The organism is Rhodococcus jostii NBRC 16295 (genome assembly GCF_001894825.1).
GTDB classification, from domain to species: domain Bacteria; phylum Actinomycetota; class Actinomycetes; order Mycobacteriales; family Mycobacteriaceae; genus Rhodococcus_F; species Rhodococcus_F jostii.
This window is the reverse complement of the sequence record NZ_BCWY01000003.1, coordinates 116,584-139,618: the sequence shown is the minus strand read 5'-3', so window position 1 is coordinate 139,618 and position 23,035 is coordinate 116,584. Positions and strand designations below refer to the sequence as shown.

Annotated in this window: 19 protein-coding genes; 12 read left to right on the top strand and 7 right to left on the bottom strand. The window is 65.2% G+C overall.

Annotated elements, in window-relative coordinates; all coding sequences use genetic code 11:
- Position 1: 1 nt before the first annotated feature.
- Positions 2 to 1,531 carry an AbgT family transporter gene (locus tag RJ1_RS03365; protein WP_073358480.1) on the bottom strand — a complete coding sequence of 510 codons (1,530 nt, stop codon included), beginning with the start codon at positions 1,529 to 1,531 and terminating at the stop codon, positions 2 to 4.
- 702 nt (positions 1,532 to 2,233) lie between these two features.
- Here RJ1_RS03365 and RJ1_RS03360 point away from each other — a divergent pair.
- From RJ1_RS03360 to RJ1_RS03330, 7 genes are all read left to right on the top strand, one after another.
- Positions 2,234 to 3,214 carry an ABC transporter substrate-binding protein gene (locus tag RJ1_RS03360; protein WP_073358479.1) on the top strand — a complete coding sequence of 327 codons (981 nt, stop codon included), beginning with the start codon at positions 2,234 to 2,236 and terminating at the stop codon, positions 3,212 to 3,214.
- The gene (locus tag RJ1_RS03355) at positions 3,211 to 4,026 is read left to right on the top strand and encodes an ABC transporter ATP-binding protein (protein WP_073358478.1); all 816 of its coding nucleotides are present in this window, start codon (positions 3,211 to 3,213) and stop codon (positions 4,024 to 4,026) included. The genes RJ1_RS03360 and RJ1_RS03355 overlap by 4 nt, the downstream gene beginning before the upstream one ends.
- Positions 4,023 to 4,856, top strand: coding sequence for an ABC transporter permease (locus tag RJ1_RS03350; RefSeq protein WP_073358477.1), 834 nt, complete (start codon positions 4,023 to 4,025; stop codon positions 4,854 to 4,856). Before RJ1_RS03355 ends, RJ1_RS03350 begins: the two co-directional genes overlap by 4 nt.
- 228 nt (positions 4,857 to 5,084) lie before the next feature.
- Positions 5,085 to 6,095 carry an NAD(P)/FAD-dependent oxidoreductase gene (locus RJ1_RS03345; RefSeq protein WP_073358476.1) on the top strand — a complete coding sequence of 337 codons (1,011 nt, stop codon included), beginning with the start codon at positions 5,085 to 5,087 and terminating at the stop codon, positions 6,093 to 6,095.
- Positions 6,096 to 6,097: 2 nt separating this feature from the next.
- Positions 6,098 to 6,418, top strand: coding sequence for a DUF362 domain-containing protein (locus tag RJ1_RS03340; protein ID WP_073358475.1), 321 nt, complete (start codon positions 6,098 to 6,100; stop codon positions 6,416 to 6,418).
- Positions 6,418 to 7,257, top strand: coding sequence for an alpha/beta fold hydrolase (locus tag RJ1_RS03335; protein WP_073358474.1), 840 nt, complete (start codon positions 6,418 to 6,420; stop codon positions 7,255 to 7,257). Before RJ1_RS03340 ends, RJ1_RS03335 begins: the two co-directional genes overlap by 1 nt.
- 89 nt (positions 7,258 to 7,346) lie before the next feature.
- A complete protein-coding gene (locus tag RJ1_RS03330) occupies positions 7,347 to 8,240 on the top strand; it encodes an IclR family transcriptional regulator (protein WP_073358473.1) in 894 nt (297 codons plus the stop codon).
- Between the two features lie 25 nt (positions 8,241 to 8,265).
- On the opposite strand, the gene RJ1_RS03325 is transcribed toward RJ1_RS03330, so the two are convergent.
- From RJ1_RS03325 to RJ1_RS03305, 5 genes are all read right to left on the bottom strand, one after another.
- A complete protein-coding gene (locus RJ1_RS03325; protein ID WP_073358472.1) occupies positions 8,266 to 9,810 on the bottom strand; it encodes an AMP-binding protein in 1,545 nt (514 codons plus the stop codon).
- Positions 9,811 to 9,850: 40 nt separating this feature from the next.
- A complete protein-coding gene (locus RJ1_RS03320) occupies positions 9,851 to 10,795 on the bottom strand; it encodes a quinone oxidoreductase family protein (RefSeq protein ID WP_073358471.1) in 945 nt (314 codons plus the stop codon).
- Positions 10,796 to 10,848: 53 nt separating this feature from the next.
- Positions 10,849 to 13,191 (bottom strand): CaiB/BaiF CoA-transferase family protein, encoded by a 2,343-nt coding sequence (locus RJ1_RS03315; protein WP_240319799.1) that lies wholly within the window; start codon positions 13,189 to 13,191, stop codon positions 10,849 to 10,851.
- A gap of 132 nt (positions 13,192 to 13,323) precedes the next feature.
- Complete coding sequence (locus RJ1_RS03310; RefSeq protein WP_073358469.1) at positions 13,324 to 14,304, bottom strand: ABC transporter substrate-binding protein; 981 nt, start codon at positions 14,302 to 14,304, stop codon at positions 13,324 to 13,326.
- A gap of 31 nt (positions 14,305 to 14,335) precedes the next feature.
- Positions 14,336 to 15,127, bottom strand: coding sequence for an enoyl-CoA hydratase/isomerase family protein (locus tag RJ1_RS03305; protein ID WP_073358468.1), 792 nt, complete (start codon positions 15,125 to 15,127; stop codon positions 14,336 to 14,338).
- A 494-nt stretch (positions 15,128 to 15,621) separates the two neighbouring features.
- Here RJ1_RS03305 and RJ1_RS03300 point away from each other — a divergent pair, with 494 nt between their 5' ends.
- On the top strand, positions 15,622 to 17,265 hold the full coding sequence (locus RJ1_RS03300) for a carboxylesterase/lipase family protein (protein ID WP_162850342.1): 1,644 nt from the start codon (positions 15,622 to 15,624) through the stop codon (positions 17,263 to 17,265).
- A gap of 522 nt (positions 17,266 to 17,787) precedes the next feature.
- Positions 17,788 to 17,910 (top strand): hypothetical protein, encoded by a 123-nt coding sequence (locus RJ1_RS47495; RefSeq protein WP_255284865.1) that lies wholly within the window; start codon positions 17,788 to 17,790, stop codon positions 17,908 to 17,910.
- Between the two features lie 194 nt (positions 17,911 to 18,104).
- On the opposite strand, the gene RJ1_RS03295 is transcribed toward RJ1_RS47495, so the two are convergent.
- Entirely contained in the window at positions 18,105 to 19,025 is a 921-nt protein-coding gene (locus RJ1_RS03295; RefSeq protein WP_073358466.1) for a LysR family transcriptional regulator, read from the bottom strand.
- Between the two features lie 432 nt (positions 19,026 to 19,457).
- On the opposite strand from RJ1_RS03295, the gene RJ1_RS03285 reads away from it, so the two are divergent.
- The 3 genes from RJ1_RS03285 (at position 19,458) to RJ1_RS03275 (ending at position 23,033) form a co-directional block, all read left to right on the top strand.
- Positions 19,458 to 20,852, top strand: a complete 1,395-nt coding sequence (locus RJ1_RS03285; RefSeq protein ID WP_073358464.1) for an SLC13 family permease — start codon at positions 19,458 to 19,460, stop codon at positions 20,850 to 20,852.
- A gap of 208 nt (positions 20,853 to 21,060) precedes the next feature.
- The gene (locus tag RJ1_RS03280) at positions 21,061 to 22,179 is read left to right on the top strand and encodes a PrpF domain-containing protein (RefSeq protein WP_083400534.1); all 1,119 of its coding nucleotides are present in this window, start codon (positions 21,061 to 21,063) and stop codon (positions 22,177 to 22,179) included.
- Positions 22,176 to 23,033, top strand: a complete 858-nt coding sequence (locus RJ1_RS03275) for an HpcH/HpaI aldolase/citrate lyase family protein (RefSeq protein WP_073358463.1) — start codon at positions 22,176 to 22,178, stop codon at positions 23,031 to 23,033. Before RJ1_RS03280 ends, RJ1_RS03275 begins: the two co-directional genes overlap by 4 nt.
- Positions 23,034 to 23,035: the final 2 nt, after the last annotated feature.

The window sequence follows — 23,035 nt, the reverse complement described above, 5'->3', positions numbered from 1 at the left end:
GTCAATTGAGATGTTCCCCCGGTCCGATGGGTAGTCCGAGAGCTGTCCAGACGACGAACTGGAGCATCCAGATCACGTAGAACGCTGCAGCGTAGGGAATCATCAGAGCGAAGACCGTACCGACGCCGGCCTTCTTGTCGTACTTCTGGATGTATCCGAGCGCTACCGCCAATATCGGGCTGAGGGGCACCAGCATGTTGGTCGACGAATCTGCGATGCGATATGCCAGCTGGGCGTATGCAGGATTGACGTCGTGCAGCATCATCATGGGCACGAATACGGGAGCCATGACTGCCCACAGTGCTGAACCACTCGAGATGACGAGACTGAGCACGATCGTCACAAGGCTCAGCATGATGAGAGCCACGACGCCGTCGACGTCGAGGGCCTTGAGAACTTCGGAACCCTGCACGGCCACCCACAGGCCGAGGTTGGTCCACTGGAAATAGGCGATTGCCTGCGCGACCGCGAAGACCAGAACCAGAATTCCAGCTAGGTCTTTCGCCGATTCGGTCATCAGCTTCGGAACGTCACTACTGCTCGTGATCGTTCCCACTGCGATTCCATAGGTGATGCCAACGGACACGAAGAACAGAAAGATGATCGGAACGAGGGAGTCCATGAATGGCGAAGTGATGATGGAACCGCCTTCGCCGCGGAGGGCCGCGTTGGGTGGTGCCACGAGTGCTGTGACACTTGCGGCATACAGAAGGGCGACGATTCCCGCGTTACGCAACCCGCGACGCTGTTCGGCGGTGATCAAGAATTCGGAATTGTCGCGGTCGGATCCAGTGCCTGTGTACGGACCGAGTCGAGGCTCGACCACCTTCTCGGTGATGAGGACACCAACGATGGTCAGGATGAGTGTCGATGCGGACATGAAGTACCAGTTCGACACCGGAGTGACGACCACGGAGTTGTCGACGATTCCCGCAGCGGACGTGGTGATTCCAGACAGTAGTACGTCGGTTCCGGCGATAATGAAGTTGGCGGAAAATCCTGCACCTACCGAGCCGAAGCCCGCTGCCAAGCCCGCGATCGGATGCCTCCCCACCGCCAGGAACAACATCGCTGCCAGCGGGGGAATGACGATGGCTGCCGATTCAGAAGCGATATTGCTCATGATGCCCACGAAGATCACCACGAACGTCAGCATCCTGGGAGACGCCCGCACGACAATGGCTTTGAAGGCGATCTCCAGGAGGCCGACTTGATTGGCCAGTCCAACTCCGAGGAGCATGACGATGACCAGGCCGAGGGGCGGGAAGGACAAGAAATTGTCCAGCATGGTTGTCAGCGCGAACTCGAGTCCATCCGCGGATAGCAGGTTCTGGATATCAACCTGTTCCTGTGATTTGGGATCGATGACCGTTGCGCCGGCGAGGGACGCAATCAACGAGAACAAGGCTATCGCAACCGCGATGTACAGGAAGAGTATGAAGGGGTGCGGGAGTCGGTTCCCCACCTTCTCCACTCGGTTCAGTACGTTCCCGGGCAACTTCTTCGTGTACTGCCTGATGACGCTCGTCATATGCAAGACTTTCATGTCTGTGTTCGGCTGAACCCGCGTGTTTCCACACAAGGAAATATTTGGAACGTGGCGTGAGTTTCGCTGGGCGGGCGGGAAAAGCTCGATGCTGGGTGGAGGGCGAGAGGCGGCCAGGTTCCGCGACCGCTTGTCCTCGGGTCACGACGTCGCTGCATCCCGTATGGCGACTGCGGACTCCGGGACTGGACACAACTAGTACATCGGTTCAGATGCGGACGCGAGCCCTGTGCGTAGGCACGTTCAGAACTCCATACATGGCCGTCGCCTCTCTGTGGTGTGGATCACCCGGGGCGACGAAAGTTAGCACTGGGGACGCGCGAATGCGAACCTTCGTGGTCCGCAGAGCGGACTACAGGTCCCGCGGCTTTTCTTCGCTCGCACGAGGGCGGGCTGCTGGGTTGCATGCGCTGCCGATCGACCGTATTTCCGTCAATGCATCGCGTCGTCAGCGTTCCAACGGATCGCAAAATTCGCCACGGCGGGCGACCGCACGAACCGGAACGCCGATTTGTTTCCTTTGCGTTTCGAACAAGCTGCACCTACCGGCCACGATGTTCCGCGCGGGTAAGTTCTGCGGCCCGGTCCGCACGGTGGACCCGGTTGATTCACGCCCCACCGAGGTGCCATTAGATTTTCACCACAGCCCGCCAATGAGGTCCAGATCACAATAGGAGGTGTACAAACATGGCCTGGCGATCGATTCTCGGCAAGGTGACACTTGCCTCGGCGGCGGTGGTTCTCACGGTCACGACCGGGGCGTGCAGCCGCCCCGCCACGCAGACCGCCGCCGATTCCGCCGGCGCCCCGCTCCGGATCGCCGTGGGCATCGACGCGTCGTTCGCACCCTTCTTCGTCGCCGACCAGGAGGGCATGTTCGCCGATGCCGGCCTCGACATCGAGCTGGTCCAGTTCGGCCGGGGTGGCGAAGCCGTCGACGCGCTCGCAACCGGCCAGGTCCAGCTGGCCGGCAGTTCGGACACCACAACGATCGCGCAGCTACGTCAGAATCCGTCCCTGCGGGCGATGTACTCGTACGAAGTGTCGGGCGACTACATCAAGGTGATACTGCGCAACGGGGTCGACTCGGCCGCCGACATCCGCAAGATGGGCATCGTCCCGGGGCTGAGCCAGATCTCGACCGACAGGTACCTCGACGCCAATGGAGTTCCCGCAGGCTCGGTCGAGATGGTCTCCGCCACCCCCACAGACATGCCGGCGCTCCTGGATCGGGGCGACATCGACGGATACGTCCTGTGGGAACCGTGGCCGGCCACCGCGCTCGCGCAGGGCAGCGGGCACGTGGCAGCCGTCACCGGTGACTTCGACTGGTTCTACCACCACTGGGCGATCACGACTGAGCCCTGGCTCGACGAGAACGAGGGCACCGCTCGTGCGGTTGCCCAGGTCCTTGTCGACGCCACCGCGCGGGTGGAGTCCGACCCTCGAACCGCCGCCGCCGCGACCAGGACAGCCGTCAATGTAGCCGACGACCAGACCGTCACAGCGGTCGACGAGATCGACTTCGGCGTCGAGAACCTGACCGACAAGAGTATGGAGTCCGCACAGTCGATCGTCGACTTCTACAAGAAGATCGGCGTTCTCTCCGAGCAGCCGGATCTGGCCTCGGCCATGCTGCTCGATTGGTACCAGGAGGAAAAGAAATGACCGCAACCACAGACAGGACAGTTACGGGTGTGCCCGTCGAGGTCCGCGATCTGGGCATCAGTTTCGGAGCCGCCGAGATCGTGTCGGGAATCGACCTCGAGGTGCGGCCGGGCGAGTTCGTGTGCCTGCTCGGCCCGTCGGGGTGCGGCAAGTCGACACTGTTGTCCGCGATGGCAGGATTCATCGAGCCCCGCGCCGGCGAGATCACCTGCGACGGCGACGAGGTGAACGGCAGCAACCCGCACGCCGGCATGGTCTTCCAGAGTTCCGAGGCCCTGTTCGAGTGGATGACCGTGACCCAGAACGTCGCCTACGGGCCCCGGATGCACGGGGCCGGCAAGGCCGACCAGGCGCGCATCGCCGCCGAGTACCTCGCGATGGTCGGTCTCCCACACGCCGGCAAGAAGTTTCCGGCACAGCTGTCGGGCGGTATGCGGCAACGGGTTCAGATCGCGCGAGTCCTGGCCAACCAACCGTCGCTGGTGTTGATGGACGAACCCTTCGGCGCACTCGACGCCCAGACCCGGCAGGTCCTGCAGGTCGAGCTCGACAGAATCTGGCGGCACACCGGGTGCACCGTCGTATTCGTGACACACGACATCGACGAGGCCCTGACGCTCGCCGACCGTGTCGTGGTGATGTCGGCCGGACCCAAGGCGCGAATCAAGAGCATCTACGAGGTGCACGCACAGCGCCCCCGGGACAGGGCGCACCCCGACGTGATCGACATGTACGAGAAGTTACGTGACGACATCCGCGCCGAGGTCGTGGCGTCGCTCCGCAACCAGGGCATCGAGGAGGACCAGCTATGACCGCAGTGGTACAGAACACCGCCCCCACCCGCGGCGAACGCGCGCAACCGGCCCGAAAGAGACGCGCGAGCGCAGGTGGGGCCGCCCTGCGCACGGCGGCGCTGTGGGTCGCTTCCGTTGCCATCGGTCTGGGAGTGTGGTCGTTCCTCGCCTGGTGGTACGGACCGACGACCATCGCGTCTCCCGCTCAAGTCGTCACAGCAGCAAGGGAACTGGCGGAAAGCGGTGTCCTCTGGACGTCGATCTGGGCGTCGGCCCAGCGCATTCTGGTCGGCTGGAGTCTCGGCGTCGTGATCGGCGCACCCGTCGGCATTCTCATGGGCCGCGTCAACCTCGTGCGCCAACTGCTCGACCCGTACATCGAATTCTTCCGTTTCATCCCCCCGATCGCGTTCGTGACGTTGGCGGTGGTGTGGTTCGGCATCGGTGAGACGTCCAAGATCGTACTGATCTTCTACACCTCGGTGTTCATAGTCACCGTGAGCACGATCGCCGCGACCGTCGCGATCAGTGAGAACAAGCTGCAGGCCGCCGCCAACCTGGGGGCAGGCAAACTGCAGATCATGAAAACCGTGGTGCTGCCGTCGTCGGTGCCGGGCATCGTCACCGGCGCCCGTCTCGCGATGGGCAACAGCTTCCTCACCATCGTCTCCGCCGAGATCGTGGCGGCCGACCACGGCATCGGTTCGATGATCTGGCAGGCCCGGAACTACGGGCGCATCGACTGGACGTTCGTGGGCATCATCGTGCTCGGGATCATGGGCTTTCTGTTCGACCGTGTCCTGAGGGTGTTGTCGGGCCGGTACCTGACCCGGTACGGCGTCAAGTAGTCGTTCTCGCCGGTGCCCGGGTGCACATGAACGCCGGGTAACGAGTCGTCGGACGACTCCGGCGCCGACAGAACAGAGCTGCAGGCGGGTCCACCGGCATTTCTTCTTCGCCGGTGGACCCGCTTTTCCGTGTTCGCGTCCGTTCGTGTCAGCGGCAGGAATGAACACAGTCTGCTGACCGGACCGGCTTCATTTATCCGGCGCGGCACCATGATTAGCGTTGCCGGCATGAACGCTTCGCTCAACGCGTCGACCGGCACGGACCTCGACGTCGACATTCTCATTATCGGTGCCGGCCCGGCCGGTCTCTACGCTGCGTACTACGCCGGCTTCCGCGGACTCCGGGTCGCCGTTCTCGACGCTCTGTCCGAGCCCGGGGGCCAGGTGAGCGCGATGTACCCGGAGAAGGCGATCCTCGACATCGCGGGCTTCCCGTCCGTCAAAGGGCGAGATCTCGTGAATGGATTGCTCGCGCAGGCCGCGCCGTTCGATCCGGCGTATCTGCTCGGCGAGCAGGCCCGGTCACTGGATCATGCCCGGGACGGACGTGTCGTGATCGGGACGAGCAAAGGACGCACCGTCACCGCCGGTGCGGTCGTGATCACCGGTGGGATCGGGACATTCACGCCACGCCCTCTGGTGAAGGGGCTCGATTTCGTCGACCGCGGTCTCAGCTACTTCGTACCCGACCTGTCCGCGCACACCGGCAAGGACGTGGTAATCGTGGGCGGCGGCGACAGCGCCTTCGACTGGGCGGTCCATCTCGAGCCGATCGCATCGTCGGTGACCCTGGTGCATCGTCGCGACAAGTTCCGTGCACACGCGGCGACGGTGACGAAGGTGCGCGAGAGCACTGTGCGCATGCTGGTCAATGCGGACATTGCAGCAGTTCGTGGCAACGGCTGGATCGCGGAGGTGGACGTCGCGCACAAACTCGACGAGACCACTACGACGTTGCCGGCGCAATCCGTCATCGCCGCTCTCGGGTTCACCGCCGACCTCGGGCCGATGACCGAGTGGGGACTCGAGATCGATTCGCGCCACATCGTCGTCAATACCCGAATGGAGACCACCGTGCCGCGCGTGTACGCGGCCGGCGACATCACCGATTATCCCGGGAAGGTCCGGCTCATTGCCGTCGGATTCGGTGAGGCCGCGACCGCGGTCAACAACGCCGCGGCCGTCCTCGATCCGGATGCAGACATCTTCCCGGGTCATTCCACCGAAAAGGAGAGCTGACAATGGCATTCGTCATAGGCGAAGCGTGCATCGACTACATGGACCGCTCCTGCATGGAGGAGTGCCCGGTCGACTGCATCTACGAGGGTGAGCGCAAGCTCTACATCAATCCGCACGAGTGCATCGACTGCGGCGCCTGCGAAATCGCCTGCCCAGTCGAGGCGATCACGGTGGATCGGAAGGCAGACCCCGACTTCAAGGAGGACGCGAAGCGTTTCTTCCTCGAGGTCCTACCGACCCGGGCGGAGCCGGTCGGCAATCCGGGCGGTGCCGCGAAGATCGACGCCATCGGCGTGGACACCCCCATGGTCACGGCCTACTGATGGCGATACGGTTCGGCTACGCCGACACGACGTTCGGACAGTTGCACTATGCGGAATCGGGCAGTGGCCGGCCGCTCCTCCTGCTGCATCAGACCCCACGGTCCTGGGACGAGTTCCGCGAGTTGATTCCGATCCTGGCCGACGAGTTTCGCGTTCTCGCCCTCGACATGGTGGGGTTCGGAGCGAGTGCGTCACTCGCTCCGCCGCAGACGATCGAGTCGTTCGCCGACGCCGCATGGGAATTCCTCGACGCCGTGAACGCCGGACGGGTGGCGGTCCTCGGGCATCACACCGGCGCCGCGGTCGCGATGGAGATGGCTGCCGGCCGCCCCGGGGAAGTCGATGCTGTGGTGTTGTCCTCCTGTCCGTGGACGGGGGGAAGCGACCGCAACGACGAATCGGGTTCGGGAGGCGTGGACCGCGCCGTCCGCGAACCCGACGGCAGCCATCTGCAGACCCTGTGGAACCTGAGACGACCGTATTACCCGGCCCCGGCGACGGATTTGCTCGACCGCTTCCTGCGCGACGCCCTCGCGCACGGTGTCGATCCCGCCGAGGGGCACCGCGCCTGCGCTCGCTACCGCATGGCGGACCGCATCGAAGCGGTGACGGCGCCGGTGCTCCTGCTGGCCGCCGGCGCAGACCCGTTCTCGATGCGCCACCTACCGACGTTGAGAAACCAGCTCACCGGGGCGCGGATCGTGCTCGAGGAGTTCATCGAGGACGGGACCGTTGCGTTGATCGAGCGTGAGGCCCCGCGGATAGCCGCGGCGGTCCGTTCCTTTCTGAACTCACCGGACGTGCGGGCCGTGCCCGAAAACTCGAGACGGGTCCGGTGACCGGACCCTGTGGCGTGCGTCTCGCCACTGTCCAGCCCTAGCGTGGCTGTGATCGGGACGAATGCCCCGCCAATCGCCAGGAGGCAGCAGTGACTACAGAGGCGCAGCATTCGGTCGGCCTCGGCCCGGTCGTACCGATTCCGTCGGCACACCGCGTTGCGGCACAGGACATGTCGTCCGTTCTCGGCAAGGCGCGGCTCATTCTCGACGCGTTCGGGAGTGAGCACAGCGACCTCTCGCTCACCGAACTAGCACGTCGAAGTGGTGTCGCGAAGGCGTCCGTGCACCGGCTGGCCGGCGAACTCGTCGAATGGGGACTCCTCGAGCGGGCGGGCACGAAGTACCGCTTGGGCCTGCGGCTGTTCGAGCTCGGACAGCTCGTCCCCCGGCAGCGCATCCTGCGTGACGCCGCCCTGCCGTACATGGAGGACCTGCTGCTTGCAACGCAGGAGACGGTGCACTTCGCGGTTCGGGACGGCATCGACGTGCTCTACATCGAGAAGATCGTCGGTCACCGCGGATTGCAACAGCAGTCGCGGGTGGCGGGCCGGTTGCCGCTGTACTGCACCGCGACCGGGAAGATGATCCTGGCGTTCTCGCCGCAGTCGGTGTTCGACGAAGTCATCGAGCAGGGATTCACCGCCCTCACCGCCCGCACCACGATGTCGGTCGCCGTCCTGCGCCAGCAACTCGACCGCATGCGCAACGAGCAACTCGCAGTCGAAGTCGAAGAGACCCGCATCGGCTACATGAGTGTTGCGGTGCCGGTGTTCAGCGGACCCCGAACCCTCGCCGGTGCCCTCTCGGTAACAGGTCCGACGGCGCGGCTCAACGTCGCCCGGGTCACCGGTGCCCTGCGAACCGCGGGCATCGGGATCTCCCGAGCACTTCACGCGATGCGCTGCGCATACTCGGCGACCGACATCGTCGGCGCCGAGGCATGCACGCCCGCGATGTGCTCCTTCAACGGTTGCGGCCGGTAACCGGAAGTTCGAGTCGGCTGCCGGGTCACCGGGACGGGACGGCATCGGCATCCCAGGTGCCGTCGCCGACCCCACGCGCCCGGAGTACTTCCTTGCGGACCTTGCCGGTCTCGGTCAACGGCAGCTCACCGACGAAATCGATGAACCGCGGTAGAGCAAAGTACGCCAGCTGGGGTGCCGCATGGTGACGTAAGACGCCGGGACTCACCTGCATTCCTTCCCGGAGGACTACGGCAGCCATCACCTCGTCCTCGGCGAGTTCCGACGGCACGGGGAAGACCGCGACCTGCGCGACCGCCGGATGCCGGGACAGGACCTCCTCGACCTCGGCGGAGGAGATGTTCTCGCCGCGCCGGCGGATCACGTCGCGGACGCGATCGACGAACCGATACCACCCGTCGGGTTCCCGGACTACTCGGTCACCGGTGTAAAACCAGTCCCCCGCCGTGCGGGGAAGCTCGGACAGGTATCCCGTGGCAAATCCTCCGGGAAGGCCCGTGCGGACGACGAGTTCGCCGGGGACGCCGTCCGCCACTGCGGCTCCGGCGTCGTCGACGACCTTCGCGTCGTAGCCGTCGCGCACCGTTCCGAGATAGCCGGGACGTCGATCGCCGGGCAGTGTTCCGACGACGAGATTCGTCTCGGTGGTGCCGTAGCCGTCGACGAGTTCGACGCCGAAACGCTCACGGAAGGGAGCCCACAGGCGGGCCGGTGTCGCCGGTGCCAGGGCACGGGTGGCGCGGTGCTTCTTGTCTTCCGTACCGGGTTCCCGGCCGGTGAGCATCGCGACCATCGCACCGAGCAGATAGATCACCGTGGCGTCACTGTCGGCCACCTGTTCCCAGTACCGCCGAACCGAGAAATGGTCACCGAGCACGAATGTTCCTCCCGCAACCAATGCCTGGAACAGTGTGTTGAGCGCGTTCGTGTGGAACAGGGGAAGGCCGTTGTACAGAATGTCGTCGGGTCCCAGCCCCAAGGACGCTCCCACTCCTGCGCCCCACCACAGTGATTGAGCATGAGGGCAACGGACCCCTTTCGGGTGTCCCGTCGTTCCCGACGTGAACAACACCGCCGCCGTGTCGAGCGCGCTCACTGCGGGGTCGGCCGCTCGTCCGGGAATTCGGCTGTCATCCGCCCAGGGACCGGACGACGTGCCGAGTATCCAGGATTCACCGGTGAACCGGGTCTGCCAGAGCCGGGGCAGAAAGGCCGGGTCGATCAACAGGTGGCGCGCCCCGGACTGCTCGAGCACGCTGTCGAGGGCGGCGCCGCGCAACGCTGTGTTCAGCGGCACCGTGACCGCTCCGAGCCAACTACAGCCGAGCAGCAGTTCGATCATCTCGATGCGGTTGGCACACATCGCGGCCACCGCGTCACCCCTGCCGATCCCACGCCGGGACAGCGCCTCGGCCGTCGTTGCGGCACGCTGCGCGAGTTCGCGATAGGACACCTCCACGTCTCCGGCCCGGACGGCGGGATGATCGCCCCGCTCGGTGGCACGCTGGACGAGGAGGGACGGAATCGTCATCGCCGCCGGCAGTGGCAGAGAATCGGATTCGGGCTTCACGGGTGTCACCTTTCTTCGGCGAACATGCGATGGCGGCCGGTCACGGTACGACGACCGCGCGGCCGGCGACCTTCCCTTCACGCATCATCTGCAGTGCAAACGCGATGTCGTCGAGCGGAAACTCCTGAACCGCCATGCCGATCTCGCCCTCGACGAGGCGTCGGATGAGGTCGGGTGCGAGTTCCGCCTGTCGTTTACCCTTGCGAATCATGTTGACCGGCAACATCTGTACATCCTCGAGCAACCAGTTCGGCAAATCGATCGTGAGTTCGGTCCCCAGCGTGTAGCCGACCAGTGCGGCCCGCCCGCCGGGTACGACGCGTTCGAGAAGGTACGGCAGCGAGTCGCCGCCGAGGGTGTCGACGAGCACGTCCGCCACTGGATCGGGCCCCAGCGTGTCGGCCAGTTCACGTCCACGGCCGACGACGGTTCGGACTCCGTTGGGTACCAGCGGTACCTGGTCGGCTCGCGGCACCACACCGATCACGTCGGCCCCGGCGAGGAGCGCGAACTGTGCAGCCATGGATCCGACCGCGCCGGCTGCTCCGGACACGACCACCCGCTCACCGGCGGCGATGCGGGCGATGTCGTGGACCGCGACGAAACCGGTTGTGCTCGGGAGGAAGAAGGTGGCCGCGATGGCCGGTTCGAGGGCGGAATCGAACGGAGTGAAGACCTTGTCGGCGGCCACGAGGTACTCGGCCCAGCAGCCGGGCTTGAAGAGGCCGACTCCGCCACCCCGGACCAGCACCCGGGTACCGGCATCGAAGGTATCGGATTCGATCACGGTGCCGGCCCCGTCGGTTCCTCCGACGTGCGGCAGGGCCGGCTTGATGTCGAAGTTCCCGCTGCCGACGGTGAGGTCGAGGTGCCCCAGCGCCGCCGCATCGATCCGGACGAGGGTCTGTCCGGATTTCCGGCTCGGCACCTCGACATCGTCGATGATCGGGTCGTGTCCGAATGTGTGAAAGCGGGCTGCGCGCATGTTCTGTCCTTCGGGTGTGCTGTCGGGTGGAAAGCCTGATCGAAGTGACCGGCTCAGGAGAGGACCGAGTGGGATCGCAACCGCGCAACGGTCTCCGCGGAGTAACCGGTGACCTCGCGGAGTACGACATCGGTGTCCGCGCCCAGTACCGGCGCCGGTTGCCGGATCGTGACGGCTTTCCCGACCCGGATCGGGGCGCCCTGGTGGAGAACGGTTCCCGCACGGGGATGGACGGCGGGCACGTAGTACCCGCGGGCACGCAGGTGAGGATCGGCTTCGACGAGGTCCCGCCCGTTCTGTACGGTCCCGGCGGGGACGCCCGCCTGCTGGAGTTGCTCGGTGACGAGATCCGCCGGCCGCGGCGACGTCCAGGCCGTGATCGCCGCCGCGATGTCGGCCTCGTGTGCCCGTCGCGAATCGGGCGTGCGGAAACGCTCGTCCGCCGCCCATTCCGGGCGGCCGATCACCGTGCACAATCGGGTCCAGTCCGCGTCGTCACGAACGGTGACCGCGCACCAGCGGTCGGGTCCGAGGCAGCGGAAGACGCCGTGCGGTGACATATCGGGATGGGCATTGCCGAGCGGAACAGGAAGCTGTCCGGCACCCGTCACCTGCACCACACTGGTGCCCATGTGTGACGCCATCGCCTCCAGCTGGGAGAGATCGATGTGCTGACCACGGCCGGTGCGGTCTCTGTGCTCGAGGGCGGCGAGAACCGCTGCGGCGCCATGTAATCCTGCGACGATGTCACCATGACCGTAGATCACCCCGACGACATCGTCGGCGGTCCACCCGGTGAGAGCGGTCAGTCCGGTAGCGGCGGAGACGATGTCCGCATAGGTGACCCAGTCGCGTCGCGGTCCGGTGTGACCGGTCCCCGACATCGAGACGTACACGATGTCCGGACATAGGGCGCGAAGCCGTTCGTACCCGAAGCCCATCTTCTCCATCACCGAGGAACTGAAGTTCTCGACCACCACGTCGGACTGCGCCACGAGGTCGGCGAGCACGGCCAGTCCTGCCTCGGAACGGGTGTCCACAGTGATGCTGCGCTTGTTCCTGTTGACGTCGTTGAAGTACCCGCTGGTGTTCGGGTCGTCGTGTGGTCCGCGGGACAAGTGCATGAACGGCGCGAACCGTGTGGGGTCGGGTCGGCCCGACGACTCGACCTTGATGACGTCGGCGCCGTGGTCCGCCAAGATCTGAGTGCAGTAGGGACCGGCGAGAACCCAGGTGAGGTCCAGGACCCGGACGCCCGACAGGGGCAGCATGTCCTGTCCGGATGAGGTCAGATTCGATTCGAGGTCTTCGGATTGCACCTCGTCGAGGAGGAACTGGTGCGCACCGATCGGCGGAACCGGCAGGGCCCGGGTCCTTCCTCCTTCCGGGAAAGGGAAGGAGAAGCCCAGATCTCGTACGGTGGTCCCGACCTCGTCGACGTCGACGAAGAAGTCGCGGTCCAGAAGTTGGGGGTTGGACAGAAGTTCGTCCGGTCGGATGACCGCGGACCACGGCAGCTTGCGTTGCTGCGCCGCCCGCGCGAAATCCTCCTTCGGCCACTTGTCGAGGAAACGCTGCAGCACGGTGAAGATGTGGTCCTGGTGCGCCTTCCGCTCGACGGGGTCAGCCCATCTCGGGTCGTCCAGATCCTCCTGCGCGCCCTCCTCGACCAGCCAGGAGACCAGAGCGTCCCACATCCGGGGACTTCCGCCGAGCCCGCCACCGACATAGCCGTCGGCGGCCCGGAACAGGCCGTGCGGTACCAACGGGTGCACCCGGCCGGGTCGGTGCGGGACGCGATCCTCGTGGAGATAGGCCAGGGCGCCGGCCTCGAGGCCTGCCGCCACGCATTCCTGCGCGGAGACGTCGATCAGCGGGACCGGGCCGCGACGCCGCGCCCGGAGACCGAGTAACACCGCGATCGCGGCGTTCACCCCTGCCAGCTGTTCGGATTGGCCCTGAGGTAGAGCCAGCGGGGGCCCGTCGGATTCACCTACCTGGGCGAGCATTCCGCCGAGGGCCGCGAGCGTCAGATCGGTGGCGCACCACTGGCGTCGCGGACCGTCGACGCCGAAGGGTGTGACTCGTACGTGAACGACCGGTCCCGGTGCCCGCGCGATCGGCTCGTCGCCGACGGCGCTGCCATCGAGATACACGTCCGCCCCGGCCACCAGACGCGCCAATTCCGCACGGCCCACGGTGGTCTCGACGTCGATGGCGACGGATTTCTTCCCGGCGTGCCAGTGCGTAAATGCGTGGCCGTCCAGTTCCCAGCGCGTCGGATCACCCTCCGGCGGTTCGACCAGAACGACCTCGTATCCCAGTCCGACCAGGATGCGGCCGGCGAATCGACTCAGCGGGCTGGACAACTCCACCACGCGAATTGCGCTTTCCACCAGAAGGACTCCGTTTCATTGTTCCCAGCGGGCGTCCGCCCGTTCACTGGAACCGAACCTACGTCGCGGTCCCGTACCAGTGAATCGATCTGTTCCGCTGACCGAACCGGACGGACGCGTCGTCGCCGAGCGTCAGGCCGGGGGTTGGTTCAGGTGGTCTGTGACCCACCCACGAAGCAGAACGCTCGAGGTATCGACTTCCCCTGTGATCTTGCCCTGGCCTCGGAAGAAGGTGACCAGTTGATTCGCGCGTGCCACGTCGTCGTCCGTGAAGTCGCGCACCCCGAAGTCGATCTGGGAGACGGTCCGACGGGCCTCGGCCGGATCCATCTGGATCGAGTCGGAGATCGCCTTGGCGGCCCGGTCCGGGTCGGCATCGGCGATTGCAGCGGCCTCGGCGATCACGTCGAACACCCGGGCCGCGACGTCCTCGTTCGCCGACAACCAGGAATTGGACGCCAGGATCCACTGTGAATACTTGGCTCCGAAGTCACCGGTCGTCGCGACGACACGACCACCTGTCGCCACGGCCTGCTCCACCCACGGATCGAACGACAGGAATCCGTCGATGTCACCGCGGGCGAGCAGCGCCGGTTGCTCGGGTGGACTGGTGTTCACGAGCTTGACCGACGCCGGATCTCGACCGAGGCTCCGCAGATACAAGTCGGTGAAGTAGAGCCCGATACCGGGGAACACACCCATCGTCTCGATGTCCTTGGGCTCTACACCCTCGCGGAGGACCACCTGGAAATAGCGGTCCGAATCCTCGAACACACCGAGCGCGCGCAGCGACGGATTCGCGGCCATGACAGTGAGCGCCGTGGAGTCGGCATTGCCGGACAATTCCGATGTCCCTGCCACGACGTTCTGCGCGCCGGCCGCTCCGCCTTCGGTCTGCATCACCTGAACGTCCAGTCCGGCGTCGTCGAACATGCCCTCGGCATCGGCGAGGAAAATCGGCGCGTACGACGGGTCGACGCCCACGGAGATGCGGATCAGCCCGCTCCCCTGCGCTGCTTCGGTCGCGGGCCGGGTACAGGACGTCGAGGCGACGGTGAGGGCCGCCAGTGCCGCGACGGCGAGAAACGCTCGCCGTCCGATCGAGTGTGTCATGAGCATCCTTCGGGTGAGGTGGCGAGCAGGGTCAGCGACCAGTGAAACGCGGCGGTCGCTTGTCGAGGAAGGCCTGGAGACCCTCGGCGGCGTCGGCCGTGCGAATGAGGTCGAGGACACCTGCAAACTCCGCGTCCAGTGCCTGATCGAGTGGGAGTGTCCGCCCCGCTTCGACCACCCGCTTGAGGAGGCCGATTGCGGCAGTCGGTCTCGCCGCCCATTCGGCGGCGATACGGTCGATCCGCGCGTCGAATTCGTCGTCGGGTACCACCTCGTCCACCAAGCCGATCTGCAGGGCCTCGTCGGCGGACAGGCGCCGACCCTCCATCATGAGGAGCTTCGCGCGATGCGCGCCGAGCAAGCGGGGCAAGCGCTGACTGCCGCCGGCCCCGGGAAACAGTCCGAGACCGATTTCCGGGAACCCGATCGACGCCGACGCCGCCATCACCCGCACGTCACAGGCCAGTGACAACTCCGCTCCGCCGCCGAGTGCGTGTCCGTTGAGGGCTGCCAGCACGGGTTTCGGAGTGGTCTCGAGGACCTGCTGCACCTCGATCCAGGGCCGCATCGCGTGCTGCGTCTCCTCCGACAGTTCACGCATCACTCGGATGTCGGCGCCGGCCACGAAGAAGCGTCCCGTTCCGCGCAGCACGATGCACCGCACGTCGGTGTTCGCCGCCAGCGGCTTCAGGGTGTCGAGCAATTCCGCGATCAGCGCAGGATCGAAAGCGTTGGCCGGCGGTCGCTCGATACGCACGACCGCCACGGCGTCGGCCACAGCGGCATGCACCGACGCGGCGAGCGGAGGGAAGGAAGGCGTCATCTGTACTCCATGGGGTCGGTCGACTGGAACTGAGAATTCGAGTATCAGTTTGCGCGCGCCCCGGCACACCCCCAGCGGTCCGGTAGGCGAACCCGCGAGACGAAACGGGATTGCACGCACGCGAAGTATTCCACCGCTTCGCATGACTCTCCGGCTCGACGGCCGAGAATTGGGGATGTCTCGCCAGGACGCTGGCGTGCGGTAGTCAACGCCGACTACGCCTTTCACAGATCTCCCACATTCATGCAGGTCAGCCTTTCGGGTCCGTCTACCGGGACGGCCTTGATGCGCCGTATGCCTCACCTGCAGATACTTGGCTGCCATCGGCGAGGGCTCCAAGCCTTCCTGTACCTGCGAAGTCTCGGGGCGAGCCTGCCGCCGTGAAAATGATCGGCACCAGCCCTCCCGAGCAACCCGCCCTACTCGCCGGTGGCGACATCGGCGCCTTCATTTCGTTCGACCAGGGAATCATCTGACAATCCAAGGAGATTTGGGTGGGCGTTAGAACGCGACTGTTCGCGAAAACAACTATCGTGCTGGCATTGACGGCGGCTCTGGCAGGTTGCGGCACAGATGCGGGGCCCGAGCATGCAGCTTCACGTTCACAGGCAGAATCGGACAGTCATTCGTTGGTTGTCCCAACGAAAACTGGTGACGTGGAGGGGATATCGACTGGACAGGTGGACCAGTTCCTCGGCATGCCGTATGCGGCCCCACCTGTCGGCGCTCTGCGGTGGGAGCCTCCCGCACCGACGCCGACGTGGGACGGCATCCGTTCAGCAGCGGAATTCGGCCCGAGGTGCTATCAACCGGTGAGCGGTGGCAGCGACGATGTGTCCTATGGCGAAGATTGTCTGTATCTGAACGTCTATACACCCGCCGAACGATCCCGAGGGCCCCTCCCGGTCCTGTTCTGGATTCACGGAGGTGGCTTCATGAGTGGTTCGGGAAGCCAATCAGATGGGTCACAAATCGCGGAAAAGTTCAACACAGTCGTCGTCACCATCAACTACCGACTCGGCGCCTTCGGTTTCCTCCAGCTACCTGGAGTCGATGACGGCACCGCAGGCAACTTTGGACTCCTGGATCAGCAAGCAGCCCTGCGCTGGGTTCAAGAGAACATCGCGAGCTTTGGCGGCGACCCCAGTCAAGTCACAATTGTGGGCCAATCTGCCGGAGGACACTCGGTGTGCGCCCAACTCGCTTCGCCGACAGCGACGGGTCTGTTTCAGGGCGCGATCATCCAAAGCGGCGGATGCCCAAGCCACTCAACTGAAGAAGCTCAGGCTGACACCGTTTCGTTCGCAGTATCGACAGGCTGCTCCGAACCCGGCGACATTGCCCATTGCCTACGATCCAGATCAGGCGAAGAACTTCTCGCAGCGAGCGCGAATTTCGGGGGAATCCTCACAGGCCCTCTGCCCATCGTCGGGGGTCCCGAACTTCCGATAGCACCGGACGCGGCGATCGAGTCGGGTTCGTTCAACGACGTCCCCATCATGATCGGGGAGACACGCGATGAAACTCGCGGCTGGGCAATCCCTTTCGCAAATATGACTGAGGACCGATACAAGCAGGAACTGCAAGAAGAATTCGGACCACTTGCACAAGCTGTCGCCGACCAGTACCCATACTCGTCATTCCCGAGTCCCTACGGTGCGGCCTACGCACTCAGTACGATATGGAATGACAGCAGTGTGTTCTACGGGCTCGGAGGATGCCGATACCTGACGCTGGCGAACGAAATTGCTGTCCACCAGCCACGAGTCTTCTTCTACAGGTTCGACGACGAGCACGCACCCACACGCGAAACCACACTCCCCGATTTCAACGTCGGAGCAGCGCATTCCACCCAGCTGCCGTACCTGTGGGGCGGGGAATTGGCGACGCGGTTCACTCCAGAACAGCAGCAATTGTCGCAAACGATGATGGCCTATTGGGCAGGATTCGCCGCGCACGGCAGTCCCACTGCTTCCACTCAGCCCGAGTGGCCGGCGATCGGTGACGGCAAAATCATGGTTCTGGATTCAGGCACCAACACACGCACCGTCAGCACGGAGCAGTACCTGGCCGACCATCGATGTGGATTCTGGAACGAGCAGAACTACAACTGGCTCCCCACCACTCCCACCGCCTGAGGTTCGTAACAACACTCTGGTTACCGTCACGCCGAGGCCCGTAGCGTTCTCACACGCACCGGGTCTTGCCAAGGAAGGACGCAGGGCCCCCGGTGGTCGTTCATGCCCCGGGGGTGTCGGTCCAGGTGCGCGCCCGATCCCCGGGCCCAAGCGCGCCGGCCGGCACCAGACAGGGCACGACCTGGGCAGATGACATGTCCCCTCGCCCGCATCCGGGGCGGGGAAGGCTGAATTCCCCTCGAGGACAAACCGGAACAGCCGTCTCCTGCATCGGCTCCGTGAGTGGCACCCGTGCGTGCGCCTCGCCGTCGCCGAGGCCGGATGCGGATCCCTTGCCGGACAGACGTCGCTGCTGCGCAGCGCCACTGGCAAACCGGTGTAGCCCGACATTTTCGACATCCGAGGCTGACTTCACTAAATGTTCGGTACGACAACCACCTTCGTCACAAAATAGTTCGAAGAAAGTGCCACCTTGACACCTTGGAGTTTTCTTCCGGGCCCCATGATGACGTGGCGGCATTCATGCCAGACTCCGGCGACTCCACCGCGGTGGCGGCCACCGATCCGGTGGCCATGACCCGCAACCACCATCTACTCTCTGCCCTCGACGGCAGAGCGGAAATCACCATTCCCACGACGGCCTGACCCGGCCGGCTAACTGCCTCGATGCTTCCGACCCATGGCGGAAATTGTGGGCGTGGCGGTCGGAGGCACCTCGGCGGACGGTGAGGCGCACGCCCGTCGGCGTCTTCCCCATTGAGCTGACCACCCTCACTGTGGGGGACGATCGCAGCCGGATGCCATCTATAGCTGTCCTCACGCCAGGGCGGAGACGAAAGTCAGCGTCGCGCGGTGATGGTGTCGGCGGCGTCGTGCAGTGCCCGGGAGACGGCGTGCATGCTCGGGGTGTACTGCCGACGCGCGAGCGAAGCGATGTAAATCGATCGTGTCGGAACACGGTCGGTGGGAAGAAATCGCACAGCGTGGACGTCCGGGCGATGGTGTGCGACGGCCAGACGCGGAACCATGGCGATGCCCACCCCCGCGGCGACCATCGCTTCGATCTCTTGGTAGTCATGGGCCTCGTAGACGACGTTCGGGGTGAACCCTGCCGTCTCGCAGCTACGGTAAAGCACTTCGGCGGCCGGGTGGTCTGCGTTGCGGATGATCCACTTCGCCGATCGCAGCGATGCCACCGCGACATTGTCGATGTATGGCCCGTCAAGCGGGACGAGCAGGACCGTTTCGTCCTCCATCAGCGGTATGAGGGCCAGGGATTTCTCAGTCTCCTCGGTCCAGTCGTAACTCCAGAGCAACGCCATTTCGACCTCGCTCGAATGGAGCATTTCCAACAGTCGCGGGCGGACCGCGGATTGGACGCGCACGTCGATGCCGGGCCAGCGGGCGTGATAGTCCTTCAGCGCGTCCGAGAGCAGTGAGGCGCTGACGGTCGGGAAGGAGCCGAGTCGGACGGTGCCGCGCTCGAGCCCCAGCAGAGCTTCCAAGTCACCACGGGCAGCGCGCATTTCCTGGCGGAACAGCCGCGCACGCGTGACGAGAATTTCACCGGCCTCCGTCAACCGGACGCCGCGAGGCAGGCGGGTCAGTACCGGCTGCCGGATCTCCTGTTCCAACTTGGCGATGCGTTGCGACGCGGCGGATGGCGTGACGTTGGCACGTTCGGCGCCGCCGGTGAGGGATCCGGCCTCGGCGATGTCGAGGAGCAGGAACAGTGTCACTACATCGAACGAGTTGCGCATCGATACCTCTCACAAGCCTTTAATCTTGCTAAACCCCGCCGTAGAAATACGACATTGTCATAAACATAACCCGCTCATAGTGTGATCTGGGTAATGATCAAGCGAAGGATGTGACATGCAGACGATCGCAGCTCCCTCACCACCCGGGACCACAGCACCGAATCGCCCTGTCGATCCTGTCGGTCGCCCAGTGCGCTCACTGCGGCTCCCGTCGGCCGGCATCGATGAGGTACTGCAACCCGGTGCGGGGTGGGCGGCCGACGCCGTCGACAGTCACCTCGGGCGGCGGAGTGCACCGCGCACAGCGCCTGCGGGAGTGACAGCTCCCGATCTACGTCGCGTGATTCCGCCCCATATTCACGTCTGTCCGTCGCGACCGGCCGCCGACCAGGCGCCGTTCGACCCGCCCCGCAGCGAACCGAAAGAACGCCCATGACTTCCATCGAGATACTGCCACTGATCGCGTTGGTGGCAATGTTCGTGATAGCCACCTTCTTCCCCATCAACATCGGCATATTGGGGTTCATCGGCGCTTTCGTCGTGGGGGCGTTCCTCCTCGGCTACGACGACAAGGAAATCCTCGCCGAGTTCCCCAGTTCGATCGTGCTGACGATCATCGGCGTCACCTACTTCTTCGGTATGGCGAAGAAGAACGGGACCATCGACCTCCTGGTCAACGCCTGCATACGCGGCGTTCGCGGACGAGTGACGATCGTCCCGTGGGTGTTCTTCTTCTGTGCCTCCGTGCTCACGGCCCTGGGCACGTTCAGCCCGGCGGCCGTCGCATTGATCTCCCCGGCGGCGATGTCGTTCGCCGCCCGGGCCCGGATGAGTCCGCTGGTAATGGGCATCATGACCATCAACGGCGCGCACGCCGGAGCGTTCTCCCCAATCTCGGTCTCCGGTGTCCTCGTCCGCGACATCGTCGAGTCGAGCGGCCTGACGATCGCCCCCTGGACCCTGTTCTTCGCCAGCTACGGCATCAATTTGCTGCTCTCGGTCCTCACAGTGGTCGGCTACGCCGTCCTTGCCCGGGTACGGAACCTCGAGTTCTCCGCCACCGGCTCGAGCGCCGGCATCGACTCCGACGGTGGTGGGAGCGCGCTGAGCACCCCCACCGCGGGACCCGGGGGAACGTCGGCCGGCGGATCGTCCGGTGGGGGCGGTACTCAGGTCCTCATCCGGACGCCGCGCACCGAGGTCGTCACCGACCACGACGTGCAGCCGGTCACCGGCGTCCAGAAGCTCACCCTGGTCCTGATTGCCGCGGTGTTGGTGCTGGTCCTGGTGCTGCATATGCCGATCAGCTTCGTTGCCATCGCGGCCGGTGCGATCCTCGCCTTCACCGACCTGTCCAAACAGAGTGAGGCCATCGCCGGTATCAGCTGGTCCACCGTGCTGCTCGTCGCCGGCATGGTCACCTACATCTCGCTCATGGAAGAGATCGGCACGATCGACCACCTCGCCGAGATGGCGATCACCATCGGCGCACCGCTGCTGGTCGCCGTCGTCCTGTGCTACGTCATCGGCGTCACCTCGGCGTTCGCATCATCGACCGCGCTGCTCACCGCCGTCATCCCGCTCGCGCTTCCTTTGCTGCAAACCGGGGCGCTGCCGGTCGTCGGAGTCGTGGCCGCCCTCGCCATCTCCGCCACCGTGGTCGACGTCTCCCCGTTCTCGACCAACGGGGCGCTCGTCCTCGCCAACGCCCAGAACATCGAGCGGCCCCGGTTCTACAAGCAGCTGCTGCTCAACGCGGGCATCGTGGTCGCGATCGCGCCGGCGCTGTGCTGGCTGCTGCTGGTGGTCGTCCCGACGCTGGTCTAGCGCACGAACAGCACCCGCGAGGGTTTAACGGAAGTTAACCCTCATCGACTTACTCGCCATTGTTCTCCACTCTGATGTAGGTCAGGGTGGGTAGTGGGACACCGCTGGGAAGCACGCTCCCCATCCGATCAGAGCCTCCAGCGGTGCCTCACAGACTCTTCAAACCCGAAAGGTGGGCCGGACCGTGTTCACACTTCATGGAACCTGGATGCGGGGAGGCACCAGCAAGTGCTGGCTGTTCAACGCATTCGACGTCGATCCGCTCATTGCCCAGGCCGGCGGCCTGGACGCCATCTTGACGTCGGCATTCGGCTCTGGTGATCCGCGTCAGCTCGACGGTGTCGGCGGCGGCAGCTCGACCACGTCGAAGGCGGCGATCGTGCGGCGCTCCAGCGAGCCCGGCATCGACGTCGACTACTTGTTCGCGCAGGTCGCGATCGGTGACCGCAAGGTCGAATGGGGCAGCAACTGCGGCAACTGCGCCACCGCGATCGGGTTGTACGCGTTGCAGTCCGGGTTCGTTCCGGTCGACTCCGCGACGACGACCGTGCGGATGCGGAACCAGAACACCGGCGCGATCCTGAACGCCGAGATCGCCACCCCGGGCGGGATGATCCCCACAGAAGGCGACGCTGCCGTGCCCGGTACCAGCGCGTTGGGTGTCCCGGTGGGGCTCACCTTCACCGGTCTCGCCGGCGGCGCGGCCACACTGCTGCCCACCGGCGCATCCATCGATCGTGTCACGATCGCGGGCCGCAGCTATCACGCCACGATGGTCGTCGCCGGCGCCCCGGCGGCGCTGTTCGACGCCGCCGACCTCGGCCTGACCGGCGCGGAGGACAACCAGACGATCGCCGAACACCTGCCGTTGCTGCTCCGGCTGCGACAGGAATCATCGTTGCGGATGGGACTGAGCATGCCGGGAGATCCCATCTCCCACGCGATTCCGAAAGTCGGTGTCGTGGGTCCGCCGAGAAACTACCGCACCAGCGCCGGCGTCGACATCGGCGCCGAGGATTACGACGTCTCGGTCCGGATGCTGTCCATGCTCGCCCCGCACCCGGCAATCGGGCTCACATCTGCGGTCGCGGTCGCCGCGGCGTCCACCGTGACCGGAGGTGTCGTCACCGACAACACGCAGGTACGGTGGCCCGGTTCGCTGCGGGTGGGAACACCCGCCGGGGTACTCGACGTCGACCTCGCCACCTCAGCCGACGGGGTCCTCGAATCGGTCACCCTGCACCGGGCGGCCCGCCGCATCGCATCGGCGGAACTGTTCGTCACCGCCCCGGCGCCGGCTCCGGCACTGGTCGGCTCCGCGCGATGAGGATCCGAACACCGGAGAACGTGGCGATCGCACGTCGGGAAATCGATGCTCGGATCGCCCGCTCCTGGCTACTGGTCAACGGCACCCGGTCCGACCTGTTCGATCCGGCCGACCGCTCCTGCGCGGACCAAATCGTCCTCGACATCGAGGACGCCGTCGATCCTCAACTCAAGTCCGGCGCACGGGAAGATGTCGCCGCCTGGCTGGAGACCGCCTCGGCCTGGGTGCGGATCAACGACCGCTCCTCGGCATACTGGAGCGATGACGTCGATCGCCTCGCCGGGCTTCCCGGACTGGCGGGCGTGATGCTCGCGAAAGCCGAAGCCGCCGAACATGTCACCGAAACCTTCGACCGACTCGGCAGATCCACCCCGGTACTCGCGTTGGTCGAATCCGCCCTCGGAATCGACCAGGCCGGTGATATCGCCCGCGCCCGCGGCGTGTTCCGGCTCGCCTTCGGCAGCGGCGACTACCGACGCGACACCGGCACCAGTGCCGACGAACTCGCCATGGCCTACCCCCGCTCCCGGCTGGTGGTCGCCAGCCGAATCGGCAACCTGCCCGGACCGATCGACGGCCCCACCGTCAGCAACAGTCACACCGTGCTGCGTGAGCAGTCCGCCGTGTCCGTGTCCCTCGGTTTGACCGGGAAGCTGTGTCTGGACACCGAACAACTACCGGCAATCAACGAGACCGTCAGCCCCACGCCCTCGGACGTGACCTGGGCGCGGGAGTTTCTCGCCGATTTCGAAGCCCGCGGCCGGATTGTCCGCGACGGCAGCGACCCGCCCCGGCTCGGTCGGGCCGAGAAGATCACCCACCTTGCCGACGCGTTCGGAATCGGCCGAAGCTGACC

Coding starts and splice junctions, on each gene's coding strand:
- RJ1_RS47495 (WP_255284865.1), top strand. CDS start 17,788: ATGCCAGACTCCGGCGACTCCACCGCGGTGGCGGCCACCGATCCGGTG.
- RJ1_RS03355 (WP_073358478.1), top strand. CDS start 3,211: ATGACCGCAACCACAGACAGGACAGTTACGGGTGTGCCCGTCGAGGTC.
- RJ1_RS03295 (WP_073358466.1), bottom strand. CDS start 19,025: ATGCGCAACTCGTTCGATGTAGTGACACTGTTCCTGCTCCTCGACATC.
- RJ1_RS03365 (WP_073358480.1), bottom strand. CDS start 1,531: ATGACGAGCGTCATCAGGCAGTACACGAAGAAGTTGCCCGGGAACGTA.
- RJ1_RS03305 (WP_073358468.1), bottom strand. CDS start 15,127: ATGACGCCTTCCTTCCCTCCGCTCGCCGCGTCGGTGCATGCCGCTGTG.
- RJ1_RS03285 (WP_073358464.1), top strand. CDS start 19,458: ATGACTTCCATCGAGATACTGCCACTGATCGCGTTGGTGGCAATGTTC.
- RJ1_RS03320 (WP_073358471.1), bottom strand. CDS start 10,795: ATGCGCGCAGCCCGCTTTCACACATTCGGACACGACCCGATCATCGAC.
- RJ1_RS03360 (WP_073358479.1), top strand. CDS start 2,234: ATGGCCTGGCGATCGATTCTCGGCAAGGTGACACTTGCCTCGGCGGCG.
- RJ1_RS03280 (WP_083400534.1), top strand. CDS start 21,061: ATGCGGGGAGGCACCAGCAAGTGCTGGCTGTTCAACGCATTCGACGTC.
- RJ1_RS03275 (WP_073358463.1), top strand. CDS start 22,176: ATGAGGATCCGAACACCGGAGAACGTGGCGATCGCACGTCGGGAAATC.
- RJ1_RS03350 (WP_073358477.1), top strand. CDS start 4,023: ATGACCGCAGTGGTACAGAACACCGCCCCCACCCGCGGCGAACGCGCG.
- RJ1_RS03345 (WP_073358476.1), top strand. CDS start 5,085: ATGAACGCTTCGCTCAACGCGTCGACCGGCACGGACCTCGACGTCGAC.
- RJ1_RS03335 (WP_073358474.1), top strand. CDS start 6,418: ATGGCGATACGGTTCGGCTACGCCGACACGACGTTCGGACAGTTGCAC.
- RJ1_RS03340 (WP_073358475.1), top strand. CDS start 6,098: ATGGCATTCGTCATAGGCGAAGCGTGCATCGACTACATGGACCGCTCC.
- RJ1_RS03310 (WP_073358469.1), bottom strand. CDS start 14,304: ATGACACACTCGATCGGACGGCGAGCGTTTCTCGCCGTCGCGGCACTG.